Here is a 17,079-nt window from a genome sequence, read left to right as displayed (position 1 = left end):
TGAAGTCTTTTGGTTACTGCGATGAAAGAATCCAGGGGAGATAAGCTGTTTCTGATCAGCACCTACATCTATTTGTGCCTTGCGCTGGTAGTGGTCCTCTATCCGCTGATCTACATCCTCAGCGCGTCCATCAGCTCGCCACAGGATGTCAATTCGGGCGCGATGTGGCTGTTCCCGAAGAATGTGACGCTGGACGGCTACAAGCTGGTGTTCGAGAACCCGAAGATCTGGAACGGGTATCTCAATACCATCATCTACACAGCGGTGGGCACTCTGCTGAATCTGGCGGTTACGCTGCCTGCTGCATATGCGCTCAGCCGGTCTGATTTTGTCGGACGCCAGCTGTTCATGGGCCTCATTCTGTTCACAATGTTCTTCAGCGGCGGGCTGGTACCGACGTATCTGCTCGTCAAGAATCTGGGCCTCATTAACAGCATGGGGGCGTTGATCCTGCCGGTGGCTGCATCGGTGTGGAACATCGTGGTTGCCCGCACCTTTTTCCAGTCCACCATTCCAAAAGAACTACAGGAAGCGGCCCACATCGACGGCTGTACGAATCTGAAGCTGTTCATCCGCATCATCCTGCCGCTGTCCGCGCCGATTGTCGCCGTGATGGCCTTGTTCTACGGGGTTGGACACTGGAACAGCTACTTCCCGTCCCTGATCTACTTGAATGATGAAGCCAAGTATCCGCTGCAGATGGTGCTGCGCCAGATTCTGGTCCTGCAGGAAATGTCGGCCGAAACTACAGGCGCTGCGATCAACGGCGAGGTAGCTATGGCCATGAATAATAAGGCGGAGACGGCATCGCTGGTCAAATACGGAGTTATCGTTGTGTCGACACTGCCGATTGTGGCGGTCTACCCGTTCTTGCAGCGTTATTTTGTCCAAGGCGTCATGATTGGCTCTGTGAAAGGCTAAAGGTTAAAATGTAATGAACCTAAGGGAGGAATTATTAATGCAGATCACACGTAAACCATGGAAGATTCTGCTGTCTTCGGCTGTCATTGTTGGACTGCTGGCAGGCTGCGGGAGCTCCAATGAAGGCAACGCGAATAAGAGTACTGGCGAGGCTACGGTGAACAAGGAGGGCTTCCCGATTGTGAGTGAGCCTATCACTCTGTCCATGATGGCCCCGGATGTAGGCATTCAGAACTGGGAGAATATGCCCGTGCTCCAGCAGATGAAGGAGAAGACCGGGATTACGATGGAATATAAAAATGCGCCGAAGGACAGCTTCGATACCAAAAAGAATCTGGTGTTCGCCAGCGGCGATTACCCGGATATCTTCTACGCGGCCGGTCTGACGACTGCCGAGCAGATGAATTACGGCGAACAGGGGATTCTGATTCCACTGGAAGACCTGATTGAAGAATACGCTCCGAACTTCAAGGCGCTGCTGGAGGAGAACCCGGATGTGCGCAAATCGATCACAGCCCCGGACGGTCATATCTACTCTCTGCCGGTGGTGGAAATGAGCCAGCACTGGTACCGCAACCCGATGTGGTATAACGGGGACTTCCTGAAGGCGCTGAACATCGATAAGCTGCCGGAAACGACCGAGGAGCTGTACACTTACCTGAAGCGCGTGAAGGAGGAAGATCCGAACGGCAACGGAACCGCCGATGAAATTCCGATCTCTTCGGTGACCACCACCGCCGCGAACCTCCGCGATATCCGCACCTGGCTGCTGGGCGCTTTTGGCATCTATGAAGAAGAAATCTATGTAGACGATGCGGACAAGGTCCACTATACGCCGCTTGAAGAAGGCTATAAGGAGTATCTGACGTATATGAACCGCCTGTGGTCCGAGGAGCTGCTGGATCATGAGAGCTTCTCGCAGACGGCGGAGCAAAAGAAGGCCAAGGCGCAGAATAACCGCGTGGCGCTCTTTTCCGACTGGCACGCTTATATGACGAAGGGCGGGGAGCCGTCCACGGCAGATCCGATGTTCGCCCCGGTGCGCAGTGAATCGGTGTCCGCTCCGGCGATTGCCAAGAACAGAGGGATTACGACTGGCGCATTCGCCATCACGAACAGCAATCCGGCACCGGAAGCCTCGCTCCGCTGGGTGGATTACCTCTATTCCTATGAAGGCGCTCTGTTCTTCAATAAAGGACCGGAGGGAACGCTCTGGGAGTACACCGACAAAGAGAACCGCGTGAAGCAATACCTGCCTGTACCGGACGGCAAGGAAATGGAAGATTTCCGGGCCACCTTGACGCCGAACTACGGTATTCCTGCCCCAACCCTGTCCATGGATGACATCAACAAGGGGCTGAAGACGGACTTTGACCTCTGGGTAGAGCAGGAGACTAAGCAGAAGCTGCTGGATAAAGGCGCGCGGATTCCGTTCCCGGCCCTGTTCCTGACGGTGGAAGAGCAGACGGAAATCAGCAGTCTGAATTCGGATCTGAGCACTTATGTCAAGCAGATGGAAGCGAAGTTCATCACCGGCGCCGAGCCGCTGACCGGCTGGGATAATTATGTGGCAACTGTCAAGAAGATGGGCGGAGAGCGAGTGGCTGAGATCAACCAGGCTGCTTATGACCGCTGGAAAACCAACTAAATCCTACAGGCTCTATCCATCTTCTTCGAAAATTCATCCTCTGAAGTGCCGCTAAAGAGCGGCATGAATGACTAATGCAGAAAGGTGCTGTAAAAATGATCTATAAGGATAAAGCGCGCCCTGTGGCAGATCGGGTACAGGACCTGCTGCAGCGCATGACGCTTGGAGAGAAGGCTGGACAATTAGTCCAGCCTTTCGGCTGGCAGTGCTATGAGAAGCGCGCGGACGGAACCACAGGCATGACAGAGGCCTTCAAGCGCCAGGTTGCCGCCGGAGGCGTCGGCTCCCTGTATGGGACGCTGCGTGCCGACCCGTGGACCGGGGTCACGCTGGAGACCGGCCTGTCCCCGAAGGAGGGGGCGGAGGCTGTTAATGCAATTCAGGCTTACGCCATGCAGGAGAGCCGGCTCGGGATTCCGATTCTGTTCGGCGAAGAGTGCTCTCACGGGCATATGGCTATCGGAGCGACGGTATTCCCGGTTCCGCTGGCTCTGGGGAGCATGTGGAACCCGGAGCTATACCGGGAGATGTGCCGGGTGGTAGCGCTGGAGACCCGCAGCCAGGGCGGGGCGGCGACCTACTCGCCGGTGCTGGATGTGGTGCGCGATCCGCGCTGGGGCCGGACGGAGGAGACCTTCGGCGAAGACCCGTTCCTGATTGCGGCGATGGGTGTAGAAGCAGTGAAGGGCTTGCAGGGAGAACGGCTGGACGCGGAGGATTCCGTGCTGGCCACGTTGAAGCACTTCGCTGCCTACGGCAGCTCGGAAGGCGGGCGCAACTCTGCGCCCGTGCATATGGGACTGCGCGAGCTGCATGAGGTCGATTTGCTGCCGTTCCGTAAGGCGGTAGAGGCCGGAGCGCTGTCCATTATGACAGCGTACAACGAGATTGACGGCGTACCTTGTACGACGAACCGTTATCTTTTGCAGGATGTATTGCGTGAGCAGTGGGGCTTCGATGGCTTCGTAATCACGGACTGCGGAGCGCTGGGCATGCTGACGAATGGTCATAACACCGCAGATAGCGGAGAAACGGCTGTAGCCCAGGCCCTGCTGGCGGGCATTGATATGGAGATGTCGGGTGAGATGTTCGAGAAGCATATCGCGGCTGCTATCACGCATGGACGGCTGCAGGAATCCGATCTGGACCGCGCGGCGGCGCGGATTCTGGAGCTGAAGTTCAAGCTCGGGCTGTTTGACCGCCCCTATGCCGATCCTGAGCAGGCGGAGAGCATCATCGGCAAGCCGGAGCACCGGGAGCTGGCGCGGCGGATCGCCGGTGAGAGCATCATCATGCTGAAGAATGAGAACGCAGCGCTGCCGCTAAGCAAGGGGATTCGCAAGCTTGCCGTAATCGGTCCCAATGCGGATGCTCCGTACAATCAGCTTGGCGACTATACTTCGCCGCAGCCTAAAGGTGCCATCGTCACCGTGCTGGACGGCATCCGGCAGGCGCTGGGCGGCGAAGCGGACCGGGTATTGTATGCCCCCGGCTGCCGGATCAAGGGCGATTCCCGCGAAGGCTTCGCCCCTGCGCTGGCCTGTGCGGCCGAAGCCGATGCGGTGGTGCTGGCCATCGGCGGCTCCAGCGCCAGAGATTTCGGTGAGGGGACGATTGATCTGCTCACCGGCGCTTCTGTCGTGACGGAGCATTCCTGGAGCGACATGGAATGCGGGGAGGGCATCGACCGGTCCACCTTGAATCTGATGGGCGTGCAGCTGGAGCTGGCGCAAGAGCTTCGCAAGCTGGGCAAGCCGTTGATTGTGGTCTATATCAACGGACGCCCGATTGCCGAGCCTTGGATTGTAGAGCACGCCGACGCCATTCTGGAGGCGTGGTACCCAGGCCAGGAGGGCGGACATGCAATTGCCGATATCCTGTTCGGCGAGGTGAATCCTTCGGGGCGGCTGACGATCAGCATCCCGAAGCATGTCGGCCAGCTTCCCGTGTATTACTACAAGCGGCGGACGAGAGGCAAACGGTATCTGGAGACAGACTTCCACGCCGAATATCCCTTCGGCTATGGTCTTAGCTTCAGTGAATTCAACTACAGCAACCTGAAGGTGGAGCCTCCTGTAATCTCTGCGGATGAAGAAGCGCTTGTCTCCGTGGATGTAACTAATAGGGGTGACCGGGCGGGCAGCGAGGTGGTCCAGCTGTATATTTCCGACTTGGCCTCCTCCATTACCCGGCCCGAGAAGCAGCTGAAGGGCTTCCGCAAAATCAGCCTCCAGCCGGGAGACACGCAGACAGTAACGTTCCGTGTAGGCCGGGAGGAGCTGGAATACGTATCAGCGGATCTGACGCGGATCGTCGAACCGGGAGAATTCGCGGTGATGGCAGGCCCGCACTCCGCAGAGTATCTGAGCGCGCCGCTCCAGGTCAGAGAGGAGGGCTAAGCGATGAAGCGAATGGAGCGGTTCACCGGATGGCTGGCTAAGCGGCAGTGGGCTGAGAAGATAGAGCTTGCGGAATGGAGGATGCGCAACTCCCGTTACCTCACTCCGGGCTGCTATGAGCATGAGGAGGAACTGCATCAGGAGTACAACATTTCCCGGCTGGATGGCGGGTATGGTACTACGTATTTCCTTCAGCGGGAGATTACGGTTCCGGGGGATTGGGGACCGGAAGAAGCAGCGCTGCTCTATCTGGGACGCGGGGAAGGATTGCTGAAGCTGGACGGAGCGCCCTATCATGGGCTGGACAGCAATCACTGGTTCATTCCGCTGCCCTCTTATGCTCCGGGTGAATGCCTCAAGCTGGACATCGAGCTGTATGATCCGGTGCCTGAGCCGGAGGATCCGCTGAACCGGCAGGCGGTGATTAAGCCGCCACTGACGGGCATTGAAATGAAGCTTGTGCGCGTCAATCGTCCGGTATACAGCCTACTGTATACGGTGCGAATCGTACACGAAGCAGCCCTCCTGCTGCCGGAGGGAGACATGCGCCGCATCCGCAGCCTTAAGGCGCTGGAGCGGGTGATGGACGCGCTCTATATGAAAGAGGAGCTGCTGCTGGACTCTGAGGCCGTGACTGCGGCGGAACAGCAGCTACGGTCGGCGGCGGCGGCGGAACGGTCCGCAGGGCTGAACCCCGGGACGATGCATATGGTCGGCCAGTCCCATATTGATGTGGCCTGGCTGTGGCCGGTCCGGGAGACAGTGCGCAAGGTCAGCCGGACCTTCTCCACCGTCTGCACCCTGATGGATAAGTACCCGGACTTCCGGTACTCGCAGAGCCAGCCCCAGCTCTATGCCTTCGCCAAGGAGCATTATCCCGAGCTATACGGGCGGATCAAGGAGCGGATTGCCGAAGGCCGGTGGGAGCTGGTCGGCGGCATGTGGGTGGAGCCGGATCTGAACATTCCCGGCGGGGAGTCGCTGGTGCGGCAGATGCTGTACGGCCAGGGCTTCTATATGAAGGAATTCGGCAAGCATTCCACGATTGAATGGCTGCCGGATACCTTCGGCTATTGCGCTTCCCTGCCGCAGCTGCTGAAGCAGGCGGGCATCGATTATTTCATGACCACCAAGCTGGGCTGGAATGATACCAATCCCTTCCCGCATACCTTATTCCATTGGGTCGGCATTGACGGGACGAAGATTGTGGCCTATCAGAACCATGGGGTGAACGAGCATACGCATCCGAAGGATGTGCAAGAGCACTGGGAGGCCTACGCCCAGAAGGAAGAGCACGATGAGCTGATGCTGCTCTACGGCCACGGCGACGGCGGAGGCGGAGTCACGCACGAGATGCTGGAATATGTGGCCCGTACTGATCTCGCGCCGGGCCAGCCGGTCAGTGGATTCTCTACGGCCGAAGCGTTCTTCTCGGAGATCGGTGCGCGTCAGCCGGAGCTTCCGGCGTGGCACGGCGATCTCTATCTGGAGCTGCACCGGGGGACCTTCACGACCCATGCCTTCAATAAGCGCAGCAACCGCAAGGCGGAGATTCTGTACCGGCAGGCGGAGATCTGGAGCGTGCTGGCGGAGAAGGATGGTGCCCTGGAATTGGAGCAGCCGGATCAGCCGGATGGGCACCGTCTGCTGCCCGCCGGGGAGCTGGCCGGGGGCTGGAAGCTGCTGCTGCTCAACCAGTTCCATGACATCATTCCGGGGACTTCCATCCCGGAGGTGTATACGACCTCGCGGGAGGAATACGCCGAGATCTTCCGTCTGGGCGGACAGGTGCTGGACACTGCTCTGCACACTCTGGCAGGCCGGGTGAATACTTCTGGCGAAGGCCGCCCTTATGTGGTCTTCAACAGCCTGGGCTGGGAGCGGACGGAGGTCATCCGGCTGGAGGGCGGTCCTGAGCTGGCAGAGGTGCAGGTATTCGATGAAGACGGCCTGCTGCCGAGCGAATGCTGGAACACGGAGGCTGGCGGGGACAGCTACACACTGGCTGTACAGGTCCGTAAGGTTCCGGCCTTCGGCTGCCGGACAATCTGGCTGCGGGAGGCTGCGGAGCCAGCCGGAGTACGGCTTGAGCTGCAGGGTGATCCCGCCGCCGGAGACGAGTTCCCGGAGCAATGGGAGACGGACCATTATATCCTGACATTCAATGAAGACGGCGAAATCAGCCGCTGGTTGGACAAAAGCGCGGACCGCGAGCTGCTCCAGCCCGGCCAGACCGGCAACCAGTTGCAGTTCTATCATGACACCCCGCCGCTGTGGGATGCCTGGGATATAGACCCGCGTTATGAGCAGCAGCCTGCGGGCAAGGCGAAGCTGCTGGACCGCCGGGTAGTCAGCAGCGGACCTGTGCAGACCGTGCTGAAGTTCCGCTGGCAGCTCGGTGAATCGCAGATTGAACAGGAGATTGTACTGCCCCGGAACAGCCGCAGAGTGGATTTCCGCACCCGCGTAAGCTGGCGGGAGCAGCATAAGCTGCTGAAGGTTGCTTTTCCGGTGGATATTGTGGCCGCGAAGGCTACGTATGAGATTCCGTTCGGCACACTGGAGCGCCCGACTCACCGCAACACCAGCTGGGAGCAGGCGCAATTCGAGGTCTGCGGACACCGCTGGGCCGATCTGTCCGAGGGCGGCTATGGCGTCAGCCTGCTGAACGACTGCAAATACGGCTATGACATCCATAACGGGGTGCTGCGCCTCTCGCTGCTGCGTTCCCCGCGCTGGCCGGACCGCAATGCCGATCAGGGAGAGCATGAATTTACTTATTCCCTATATCCGCACAGCGGAGAGTGGCGGCAGGCGGATGTGGTACGGGAAGCGGCAGCGCTGAATGAGCCGCTGCTGGCGATTAGCGAAGCTGCACATCCCGGCCGCTATCCAAGCACCCATGCCTGGCTCGCCTTCCAGAGCGGTCATGTCATGCTTGATACGATCAAGCAAGCAGAGGACGGCAGCGGAACGATTATCCGGCTGTATGAAGCTGCGGGCAGCAGAGAGTCGGCCACGCTGGACTGGAAGGACGAGGAGATCAGCGCCTGCCGCGTCAATCTGCTGGAGAGCACGACCGGTTCCGTGGAGACCTTCGGTGGTGTGATTCCGCTGTCCTTCAGACCTTATGAGGTCCAGACGCTTAAGCTATATAAGAAGCACAAATGAAATTAATTGAAAGCAAATAAGCACGAATGAAATTAACTGAAAGCAAAGAAGCGGAGGGGAAATTTGGAACTGTAGGAGCGGCAGCGTCCGCCTTTGTCAACGGGTTTCAACCGCTGAAAAGCGGATTAAATCAAGAAATCTGTTGACAACAGCGGCCGAAAGTCCAAATGTTCACCGGAGTGACGATCAAGCTTCAAGTCCAAAGGCTAAGTGCTTCTTATATACCACCAACATCATTCGCAGGAGGAATAGACATGCAAATTACAAGACATCCCAATAATCCGATTGTCGTCCCGGGCGGCTATGAATGGCGTAAGGTGACCGTGTTCAACCCGGCGGTCATCATCGATAACGGTAAGTTCTATATGATTGAGCGTACAGCCGGTTCCCTGACCCCGTGCAAGAACTATCTCGGCCTCCTAGAGAGCGAGGACGGCGTGAACTTTACCCATGTGAAGGATGAGCCGATTGTCACGCCGGATATGCTGGGCTTCCCGCACGGTAGCGTGCAGGACCCTCGTATTGTGAAGATTGACGGAACCTTCTACCTCAACTACGCCCTGCGCCCTTGCGCCATGAGCTATTATCCTACCGGGCGCGGCGTCCCCGAGCGCTCCATTCCGACCTACCCGGACGGCTGGGGGGAAGAGGAGGGCCACTGGCTGACCCGCTCCTCGATTCTGAAGTCAACCAATCTGTTGGACTGGGAGTTCGTCGCTGACACCACGCCACTCGACATCAACGACCGGGACAACATCTTGTTCCCTGAGAAAATAAACGGCAAATTCGTGCTGCTCCGCCGCCCTGAAGAATATGTGGGCGAGGCCTACGGCACGGAGAAAGCTGCCATGTGGATTACCTATTCCGAGGATCTCGTGAATTGGGAAGAACCCAAGCTGCTCGCCACCGCCGGGAACCTGTCCTGGGAATCGCGGAAGATCGGAGGCTCTACGCCTCCCATCCGTACAGACAAGGGCTGGCTGGTGCTCTATCACGGCGTCGATGAAGAGATCGTCTACCGCGTGGGGGCGATGCTGCTGGATCTGGAGCAGCCGGAGAAGATCATTGCCCGGACCCATAACTTCATTATGGAGCCGGAGACGTATTACGAGAAATTCGGCTTCCAGATCCCGAATGTGATCTTCCCGACCGGCAATGTGGTCAAGGACGGTCTGCTCTATATCTACTACGGCGTAACGGACACAGCGATCGCGCTCGCCACGGTGCCGCTGGATGAACTGGTGGAGCATATTCTGCAGGAAGCGGAGTAGCCGGGAAGCAGCCCTTATGGTGGAATGTGGCGGGGGCTTCGGTGATGGACTATTGCGCTATTGTACTTAGTGCAACAGACTGAGGTTAAATTCACTTGAAAAAAGAACCTAATGTATTTTATACATTAGATTCTCAGGTTTCAGGTACTTTCACTTCATTTCAGTGAAATCTATTGTACAGAGTACAGTAGAAGGGATTATTTGATCGTTTTGCCCGGATTCTATTGTACGTAGTACAATTACTCCAATTTTAGCAGTTATCGCCCATTAGCGATTAGAGGTTTCAACTCAAACTGTAGGCGGAGGCTCCGCCCAATCAAACCGGTCTTTTCGCAGCGGCCCCCTTCAAGGCATGTTCCTTGCGGTATTGCCCCGGCGTCAGACCGGTTTCTTTTTTGAACTTGCGGATGAAGTTGGGTGCATCCAGGTAACCGACCTGCTCGATAATCTCCTTGAGCGGAGCGCTGGTGTTCTCCAGCAGCCGGATGACCTCGTCCACACGCCGCTGCCAGATATATTGCGAGAAATTGCTGCCGGTCTTCTCCTTGAAGCTCCGGCTTAAATAAGAGGTCGAGATGGCGAACTTCAGCGCTACATGCTCCAGGCTGAGGGTGTAGTCTGCGAATTGCTGGTCCACATACGCCAGAATGTCATCCATCAGGGAAGACTCACTGGTCTCGGTGTTCCGCTCGACCTGCGCGCAAATGGCGGAAGCCAGCGAGAGCAGCCGGCTCTCCAGCTCCTCTAATGTCTCGAAGGAGGTCAGCTCCGGCATATTGGTGAACACCTCATCCATACCCAGCTCGGAGGCGGTGCGCAGAAAAGCGTTCAGCAGATCGAAGCAGATACACCGCAGCAGATGAACCTGCAGCGGCTCGTCCTTGATCATGTCAATGGTGTCGGTAATCATCTGGGCCGCTACCGATTCGTTGCCCTGCTTCAGACTCTGCTCCAGCTTCAGCATGGTTTTGCGCGGAATCCAGAAGCTCTCGGCAGCGGCAGGGTTCAGCTCCGCAAGCTGCTCGAAGTAGGTGACCTGGCCGCTGCGCCGGATCATCCGGTGCTCCAGCGCGGCGGCGGCTTCAATGAAAGACTGGTTCAGCCGGGCGAGATCACGGTAGGCCATACCGACACCGATACTCAGCGCAAGCTGCGAGTGTTCACGGATCACATCCTGAATCGCTTCAATCACCTGCTCCATCCGGCTCTGAACGGGCAGCTCCCCCTCCCCTGGAAGGGAGATGATCAGGGCGAACTGGTCCTTGACCGAGAATTCAATTCCGAAGATCTGCGCATCCGGGCCCGGCAGGCAGATATTGCTCAGCATCTCCTGCAGCAGATGGCGTTCCTGCCAGGACTTGCCGCCCGGAGCGGTATCATCCCAGGACAGGATGGCCGAGAAGTAGAGGCCCTGTCCCTGCGGATGCCGGAAGCCTGCGCTCAGGATCATCTGTTCAATCTCGGGATCATCCGGCTGGCCGTGCTTGAGCAGCAGCAGCATGCACTGGTTGCGGACAAAAGGCTCCTGGAGATCAATCCGGGCACTGTAGTCATGAAGCGTCTGCCGGATGGACTCCCATTCATCGCGCAGCTTCGGAGCCTCATTGCTGTTGCCTCTCGGCTTGGCGAACTCCATCAGATCGCGGATCGGGTGATACTGCCGCTTGGCCAGCAGCAGCGCGGCCGCTATGCCTGTAACGACTGTAATACAGAAGACAATCAGAATCAGTGTCTGGACATGGGCAACCCGGCTGAAGAACTGGAAGCTGGGCATCGTGGTGACGTAGGTCCAGCCATTCTCCTCCGACTGCACGGACACGACGGAGTACTGTTCCCCGTCCAGCTCCAGATTGTGTATCCCCGGCTCAAGGGCGGATAGGGTCTGAAGCTCGTTCTGGGGAAAGCTGACGCCATGGCTGTTCGCGGTCAGCACCTCGCCGGAGGGGCCGAAGATATAGCTGCTGCCTGAGAAATCACTCAGAACCGAATCCATGACGCCGGTAAGATTGGATTCCTTCATCAGATAGACGACCGTCCCGTAAGGGAACGGGTCATTCGGCTTCACCGGGACAAGCATGGCGAGCATCGGCTCCATCCGGGAATTGACGGTCACATTCTCGGCAGGACGGACGAGCGGCTGACGGGTCTCGTTCAAGTCGCGCCGCAGCTCCTCCGGGGTCCAGCGCTCGAACTGATAGAGGGTATCGAAGGTGACATGAAGATCAGCCAGGCCGCGATAAGAATAGATATTGGAATCACCGTGGAAGTAGAGGAACAGATCCTCCGCGATGCTGCTGCTGGCCTTGTAATTCGCCAGTGCCTGAATCGCCTCCAGACTGTAATAGGGATGCCGGACCATATAAGGAGTCAGATGCTTATCATAGGCAATTCTGCCAGCGATCTCCTGAAGCTCGTTCATCCGGCCGTCGATGGTGCTTTTCACCTGATTGAGCTGATTGACATTGGACTGTTCAATTTCGACACGCAGGCCCTTGACGGCGTTTTCATAGACGAAGATGGTAACACCCGTGAGCGGGATCAGGAACATGAGGATATAGGAAAAAGCGTATTTCAGCAGCAGCCTTGACTTGAAATGATTCCAGGTCAGCCGGAACCGGTTCAGCAAGGATGGCTTGGGTGCGGAATTAGCCATACAGCAGTACCTCCAGTGTTAAGATATTCGGACTAGAAATCTAGGATGGAACCTCTTGACTTAGAAATTGCAGTTCTCTTCTGGATTACACTTGTGCTACTATAAACATTATAACATTATAATCTTTAGAGTGAAGCGGCTTTATATTTTTATAAGAGGACGGCATGGCCGTTACTACTTGTTAAATATAAGGATCTATGGAGTTCATGTCATTAATCATTTTTTGTAATTCCCCTGTAAATCTGTAATTGAAGAAGGAGATGGGACAAGTGGGCACAGAGAACGTGCTGCGCAATTTGCGGCTGGTGGACGGCCGGACGGTGGATATCTCCATTCAGGATGGAATCATCACCGCGATTACCCCGCCGGGCCAGGCAGAAGGCAGGACCCTGCTGGACTGCTCCGGGTTATACGGCTCCAGCGGATGGATTGATCTGCATGTACATGCTGTGCCGGAGCTTGACCCCTACGGCGATGTGATCGACGAGATCGGGGTGAAGCAGGGAGTGACGACAGTGGTGGATGCCGGAAGCTGCGGGGCAGACCGGATCGGGGCTTTTTATAGTGCCAGTCTTCTGGCGGATACACGGGTATTCGCGCTGCTCAATATCTCAAGGATCGGCCTTACGCGGACCGATGAGCTCTCCAAGCTGGACTGGATTGACCGAAACTGCGCACTTGCAGCAGTAGAGGCTTATCCTGAATTCATCGTCGGCCTGAAAGCCCGCATCAGCCAAAGCGTCGTCAAAGACAGCGGCATACAGCCGCTTAAGCTGGCGCGTACCTTATCGGATGAGATGAAGCTCCCGCTCATGGTGCATATCGGCTCCGCTCCGCCTGCCATCTGCGAAGTGCTGGAGCTGCTGCGGGCAGGCGATGTAATTACCCATTACCTGAACGGCAAAGCCAATAATCTGTTCCAGGAGGGCGGAACCCCGCTGCCCGAGCTGCTGGACGCTGTGGCCCGGGGCGTCCTGCTGGATGTAGGACACGGCACGGCAAGCTTCTCCTTCCAAGTGGCGGAGCAGGCCAAGCGGGCCGGGATTGTCCTGAATACGATCAGCACAGACATCTACCGGGGCAACAGGCTGAATGGTCCAGTGTACAGTATGGCGGATGTACTGACCAAATTCCTCTATCTCGGCTACAGCCTGGAAGAGGTGATCCGTGCAGTCACAAGCAGCGCCGCAGCGTGGCTCGGCAAGCCGGAGCTTGGGCAGATCCGGGTAGGCGGGCAGGCCAACCTGACTTTGTTCGCTCTGGAAGCCGGAGAGAAGCAGCTTATGGACTCGGAGGGCGATGTCCGGACCGCGAATCACTATATTGAAGCAAAAGGAGTCTTTATCAATGGATCACTCATTACAAGCTAAATATGGATTGAAGCGTGTGATTAATGCCAGTGGAAGAATGAGCATCCTTGGTGTATCTGCGCCAACAGATTCGGTGATGGAGGCAATGAAGCAGGGCGGGCAGCAGTACGTGGAGATTGCGGATCTGGTGGACAAATCGGGAGCGTACATCGCCCGTCTGCTCGGCTCGGAAGGGGCTGTTGTCGTGAATTCGGCCTCCAGCGGCATTGCGCTGTCGGTGGCAGCCATTGTGACCGCCGGAGATCCCCGCCTCAGTCTGCGTCTGCACCAGGAGCCGGTGCTGAAGAATGAGATCATTATGCTGAAGGGCCATAATGTGCAGTATGGAGCGCCGGTGGAGACGATGGTTTTCCTTGGCGGCGGCCGGGTGGTTGAAGCGGGATATGCCAACGAAGGCCGTGCAGAGCATATTGAACAGGCCATCGGTGAACGTACCGCAGCGATCCTCTATGTGAAATCCCACCACGCCGTCCAGAAGAATATGATCTCGGTGGAGGAAGCCTGGGAGGTGGCACAGCGCAGGGGAGTACCGATGATTGTCGATGCGGCTGCGGAGGAGGACCTGCGCAAATATGTCCAGTATTCGGATCTGGCCATCTACAGCGGCTCGAAGGCTGTGGAAGGTCCAACTTCGGGCATTGTAGCCGGAAAGCAGGAATACATCGGGTGGCTGAAGGTGCAGCTGCACGGGATCGGCCGCAGCATGAAGGTCGGCAAAGAGACGACCTTCGGACTGCTCAAGGCTCTGGACGAGTACCAGGACAAGGCGGACAACAGCCAGCAGGAGAAGCAGGCGCTGGAGGCGCTTCAGCCGCTGGCCGGTCTTCCCGGAGTGTCGGTCCGCATCGTGCAGGATGAAGCGGGCCGGGCGATTTACCGGGGACGCATCCAGATTGATGCTGCTGCTGCGGGCGTGGATGCAAGGGAGGTCAATGACCGCCTGCGGGAAGGCGAGATTGCAGTCTACACCCGGGACTATGGAGTGAAGCAAGGGTATTTCGATATCGATCCAAGGCCGCTGCAAGGCGATGATCTGCAGGTCATTGTCAGCAGAATTCATGAGATTATAGGGGGCAGATCATAATGAGCAAGATTCAGGAGCGATTCTATAAGAACAGAGCGGCACTGAATGTACTGGCCGGCAGTATCAGGAATGCCAAGGATATATACGAGGCTGCCGAAGGGCATGTTCTGGTAGGCGTACTCTCCAAAAATTACGCCAACGCCAGGGAAGCATCCGCCGCTATGACGGAATATGGACAGGTGATTCAGGACGCCGTATCCATCGGGCTTGGAGCCGGGGACAACCGCCAGGCGGCGGTAGTCGCAGAGATTGCTTCCAGCTATGCGGGCAGCCATATCAATCAGGTGTTTCCGGCTGTAGGAGCGACCCGGGCCAATCTGGGAGCAAAAGATAGCTGGATTAACAGCCTGGTCTCTCCCTGCGGACAGCCCGGTTATGTCAATATATCCACCGGCCCGGTCAGCGCGGGGAATGCTTCGCAGGCCATCGTTCCGGTGCACGCTGCCATCGCCCTGGTCCGGGACATGGGCGGCAATGCGCTCAAATATTATCCGATGAAGGGGCTGGAGCTGGAAGAAGAGTATCGTGCGGTAGCCAAGGCCTGCGGAGAAGAAGGTTTTGCCCTGGAGCCTACGGGCGGCATCGATCTGGATAACTTCGCGCCCATTCTGGAGATTGCGCTTCAGGCGGGTGTACCGCAGGTAATCCCGCATGTCTATTCCTCCATCATTGATCCTGAGACCGGAAGCACGAGGGTGCAGGATGTCCGCACACTGCTTGATACGATGAAATCGCTGGTGGACCGGTATGCCTAGAATCGCTGCATTTGGCGAAGTGATGATGCGGCTGCAGGTTCCGGGGGTGGAGACACTGGCCCAGAGCAGCAGGCTGGAGTACTCTTTTTCGGGCAGCGGGGTAAATGTAACGGCAGCGCTGGCCAGATATGGCCATAACGGAGCATTAATCACGACCTTGCCGGAGACTCCGGTAGGGGAAGCCGCAATCGCTTATCTGCGCAAGCTTGGGGTAGATACGTCACTGATCCGCCGGGGCGGCAAGCACCTCGGGATGTACTTCCTGGAGAACGGTTTCGGTGCCCGCCCCGGAAGAGTCACGTATACCGACCGGCTGGGCAGCAGCTTCAATACCGCTGAGGCCGGTCAGTATGATATGGCGGCGCTGGCTTCCCGGGTGGATGTGCTTCATCTATGCGGCATTACGCTGGCTATGAATGACAGGGTGCGCGGGCAAATGAAGCAGCTTGCGGCAGAGGTGAAGCGTGCGGGGGGCAGGGTGGTATTCGACTGTAACTACCGTCCGGCATTATGGGGCGAGGAGGGGTATGCCAAGGCCCGCCCGCATTACGAAGAGCTGCTTACGCTTGCCGATCTGGTGCTGATGAACGAGAAGGATGCGCTGTACATTCTTGGCACCGCAGCGGCAGATTATGATAGAATAACACAGTTGAAGCAAGCGGTGCACGCTGTGGCGGAGCGCTTCGGAATCGCAGCGGCAGCGGGCACCCACCGTGAGATTAACGCAGACAATACGCATTCCCTCACAGGATATCTGTACCGTCAAGGTACGTTCGCGTTCTCCCGTAAGCTCACCTTCCCGGTGTATGACCGGATCGGTGCCGGGGATGCTTTTGCCAGTGCCATTATTCATGGTGAATTGCAGGATTATCCGCAGCAGCAGACGGTGGATATGGCAGCGGCCGCAGCGATGCTGGCCCATACCATCCCGGGCGATACAGCGTTGTTCACCGAGAGCGAGGTGCTCCGCGCGCTGGATGGCCATACCTCAGATGTTGAAAGGTAGTGAACGTAAGGTGTCTCTGAAACGCAAGCAAGGCCCCTTATACCAGCAGATCCAGAAGATCCTCAAGGACCGGATTCTGCACGGGGTATACCCGCTCGGCAGCATTATCCCTTCCGAGCCGCAGCTGGAGAAAGAGTTCGGTGTCAGCAAAATGACGGTCCGCGGCGCGGTCCAGGAGCTGGCCCAGGAAGGCTATGTGCAGAAGAAAAGCGGTGTCGGAACCATTGTCATGCGCAATACCGCCTATCAGAAGCTCTCTAAGGGCAAACGGTTCACAGAGCTGCTGGTTGAAGCAGGTCATAAGCTGGAAAAGAAGCTGCTGAGCACAAGTCTGGTCACCAATGAGACTGGGACAGAGGAATACAGCCGCTACGGGCCGTATTGCCAGCGGATTGAACGTCTGTATATTCTGGATGGACAGCCTTATATCCATCTGGTGCACTTCTTGACGGCAGCAGCCCTGCCGGGCGGAGGGTCGGCAGAGCTGGGGGAGGACATCCAGTCCCTGTACGACTCGCTGGAGGAGAACGACATCGTGCTGGAGAACTTCAGGGACCGGTTTTTTGTCGAGTCAGCACCACCCGAGGTATGCCTGCTGCTGAAGCTTCCGCCGGGGACGCCTGTGCTGAAGCGCCTGCGCAACTCCTATGACGGGGAAGGCAGGCTGATCGAACACAGCATCGGCAGCTATAATACGGAGCTCCATCATTATCTGGTCAGCTACGACACCTGAGGCTCGTCACTCTCATTCTATGCTACGGTTGCACACAAGCTCGCTTGTAGGTAACTGTAGCATTTTTG

General features: G+C 57.3%; 11 protein-coding genes. 10 read left to right on the top strand and 1 reads right to left on the bottom strand.

Annotation, left to right across the window (positions count from 1 at the left end; genetic code table 11):
* Positions 1-9: 9 nt before the first annotated feature.
* The 5 genes from MKY86_RS26950 (at position 10) to MKY86_RS26930 (ending at position 9,410) form a co-directional block, all read left to right on the top strand.
* Positions 10-921 (top strand): carbohydrate ABC transporter permease, encoded by a 912-nt coding sequence (locus MKY86_RS26950; RefSeq protein ID WP_036694906.1) that lies wholly within the window; start codon positions 10-12, stop codon positions 919-921.
* A 37-nt stretch (positions 922-958) separates the two neighbouring features.
* Positions 959-2,569, top strand: coding sequence for an extracellular solute-binding protein (locus MKY86_RS26945; RefSeq protein ID WP_076084598.1), 1,611 nt, complete (start codon positions 959-961; stop codon positions 2,567-2,569).
* A gap of 95 nt (positions 2,570-2,664) precedes the next feature.
* Positions 2,665-4,968 carry a glycoside hydrolase family 3 N-terminal domain-containing protein gene (locus MKY86_RS26940; protein ID WP_076084595.1) on the top strand — a complete coding sequence of 768 codons (2,304 nt, stop codon included), beginning with the start codon at positions 2,665-2,667 and terminating at the stop codon, positions 4,966-4,968.
* 3 nt (positions 4,969-4,971) lie between these two features.
* A complete protein-coding gene (locus MKY86_RS26935) occupies positions 4,972-8,139 on the top strand; it encodes an alpha-mannosidase (protein WP_076084592.1) in 3,168 nt (1,055 codons plus the stop codon).
* 254 nt (positions 8,140-8,393) lie between these two features.
* A complete protein-coding gene (locus tag MKY86_RS26930; protein ID WP_076084589.1) occupies positions 8,394-9,410 on the top strand; it encodes a glycoside hydrolase family 130 protein in 1,017 nt (338 codons plus the stop codon).
* A 316-nt stretch (positions 9,411-9,726) separates the two neighbouring features.
* On the opposite strand, the gene MKY86_RS26925 is transcribed toward MKY86_RS26930, so the two are convergent.
* A complete protein-coding gene (locus tag MKY86_RS26925; RefSeq protein ID WP_076084586.1) occupies positions 9,727-12,063 on the bottom strand; it encodes a helix-turn-helix domain-containing protein in 2,337 nt (778 codons plus the stop codon).
* A 269-nt stretch (positions 12,064-12,332) separates the two neighbouring features.
* Here MKY86_RS26925 and MKY86_RS26920 point away from each other — a divergent pair, with 269 nt between their 5' ends.
* The 5 genes from MKY86_RS26920 to MKY86_RS26900 are packed head-to-tail and all read left to right on the top strand — an operon-like array spanning position 12,333 to position 17,011.
* Positions 12,333-13,433, top strand: coding sequence for an amidohydrolase/deacetylase family metallohydrolase (locus MKY86_RS26920; RefSeq protein WP_445669914.1), 1,101 nt, complete (start codon positions 12,333-12,335; stop codon positions 13,431-13,433).
* The gene (locus MKY86_RS26915; protein ID WP_076084581.1) at positions 13,411-14,517 is read left to right on the top strand and encodes a DgaE family pyridoxal phosphate-dependent ammonia lyase; all 1,107 of its coding nucleotides are present in this window, start codon (positions 13,411-13,413) and stop codon (positions 14,515-14,517) included. The genes MKY86_RS26920 and MKY86_RS26915 overlap by 23 nt, the downstream gene beginning before the upstream one ends.
* Positions 14,517-15,272 (top strand): 2-dehydro-3-deoxy-phosphogluconate aldolase, encoded by a 756-nt coding sequence (dagF, locus tag MKY86_RS26910; protein WP_076084578.1) that lies wholly within the window; start codon positions 14,517-14,519, stop codon positions 15,270-15,272. Before MKY86_RS26915 ends, dagF begins: the two co-directional genes overlap by 1 nt.
* Positions 15,265-16,278, top strand: a complete 1,014-nt coding sequence (locus MKY86_RS26905; protein WP_076084575.1) for a sugar kinase — start codon at positions 15,265-15,267, stop codon at positions 16,276-16,278. The genes dagF and MKY86_RS26905 overlap by 8 nt, the downstream gene beginning before the upstream one ends.
* Positions 16,265-17,011, top strand: a complete 747-nt coding sequence (locus MKY86_RS26900; protein WP_209876752.1) for a GntR family transcriptional regulator — start codon at positions 16,265-16,267, stop codon at positions 17,009-17,011. Before MKY86_RS26905 ends, MKY86_RS26900 begins: the two co-directional genes overlap by 14 nt.
* Positions 17,012-17,079 lie beyond the last annotated feature (68 nt).

Source organism: Paenibacillus sp. FSL R7-0333 (assembly GCF_038000365.1).
GTDB lineage: Bacteria > Bacillota > Bacilli > Paenibacillales > Paenibacillaceae > Paenibacillus_AQ > Paenibacillus_AQ silagei.
Note: the sequence above shows the minus strand (reverse complement) of the source record. Positions and strands in the feature narration are given on the sequence as shown.

Bases quoted from the DNA above. Each gene is read 5' to 3' on its own strand.
- MKY86_RS26905 (WP_076084575.1), top strand. From the start codon at position 15,265: ATGCCTAGAATCGCTGCATTTGGCGAAGTGATGATGCGGCTGCAGGTT.
- MKY86_RS26900 (WP_209876752.1), top strand. From the start codon at position 16,265: ATGTTGAAAGGTAGTGAACGTAAGGTGTCTCTGAAACGCAAGCAAGGC.
- MKY86_RS26915 (WP_076084581.1), top strand. From the start codon at position 13,411: ATGGATCACTCATTACAAGCTAAATATGGATTGAAGCGTGTGATTAAT.
- MKY86_RS26940 (WP_076084595.1), top strand. From the start codon at position 2,665: ATGATCTATAAGGATAAAGCGCGCCCTGTGGCAGATCGGGTACAGGAC.
- MKY86_RS26930 (WP_076084589.1), top strand. From the start codon at position 8,394: ATGCAAATTACAAGACATCCCAATAATCCGATTGTCGTCCCGGGCGGC.
- dagF (WP_076084578.1), top strand. From the start codon at position 14,517: ATGAGCAAGATTCAGGAGCGATTCTATAAGAACAGAGCGGCACTGAAT.
- MKY86_RS26945 (WP_076084598.1), top strand. From the start codon at position 959: ATGCAGATCACACGTAAACCATGGAAGATTCTGCTGTCTTCGGCTGTC.
- MKY86_RS26935 (WP_076084592.1), top strand. From the start codon at position 4,972: ATGAAGCGAATGGAGCGGTTCACCGGATGGCTGGCTAAGCGGCAGTGG.
- MKY86_RS26925 (WP_076084586.1), bottom strand. From the start codon at position 12,063: ATGGCTAATTCCGCACCCAAGCCATCCTTGCTGAACCGGTTCCGGCTG.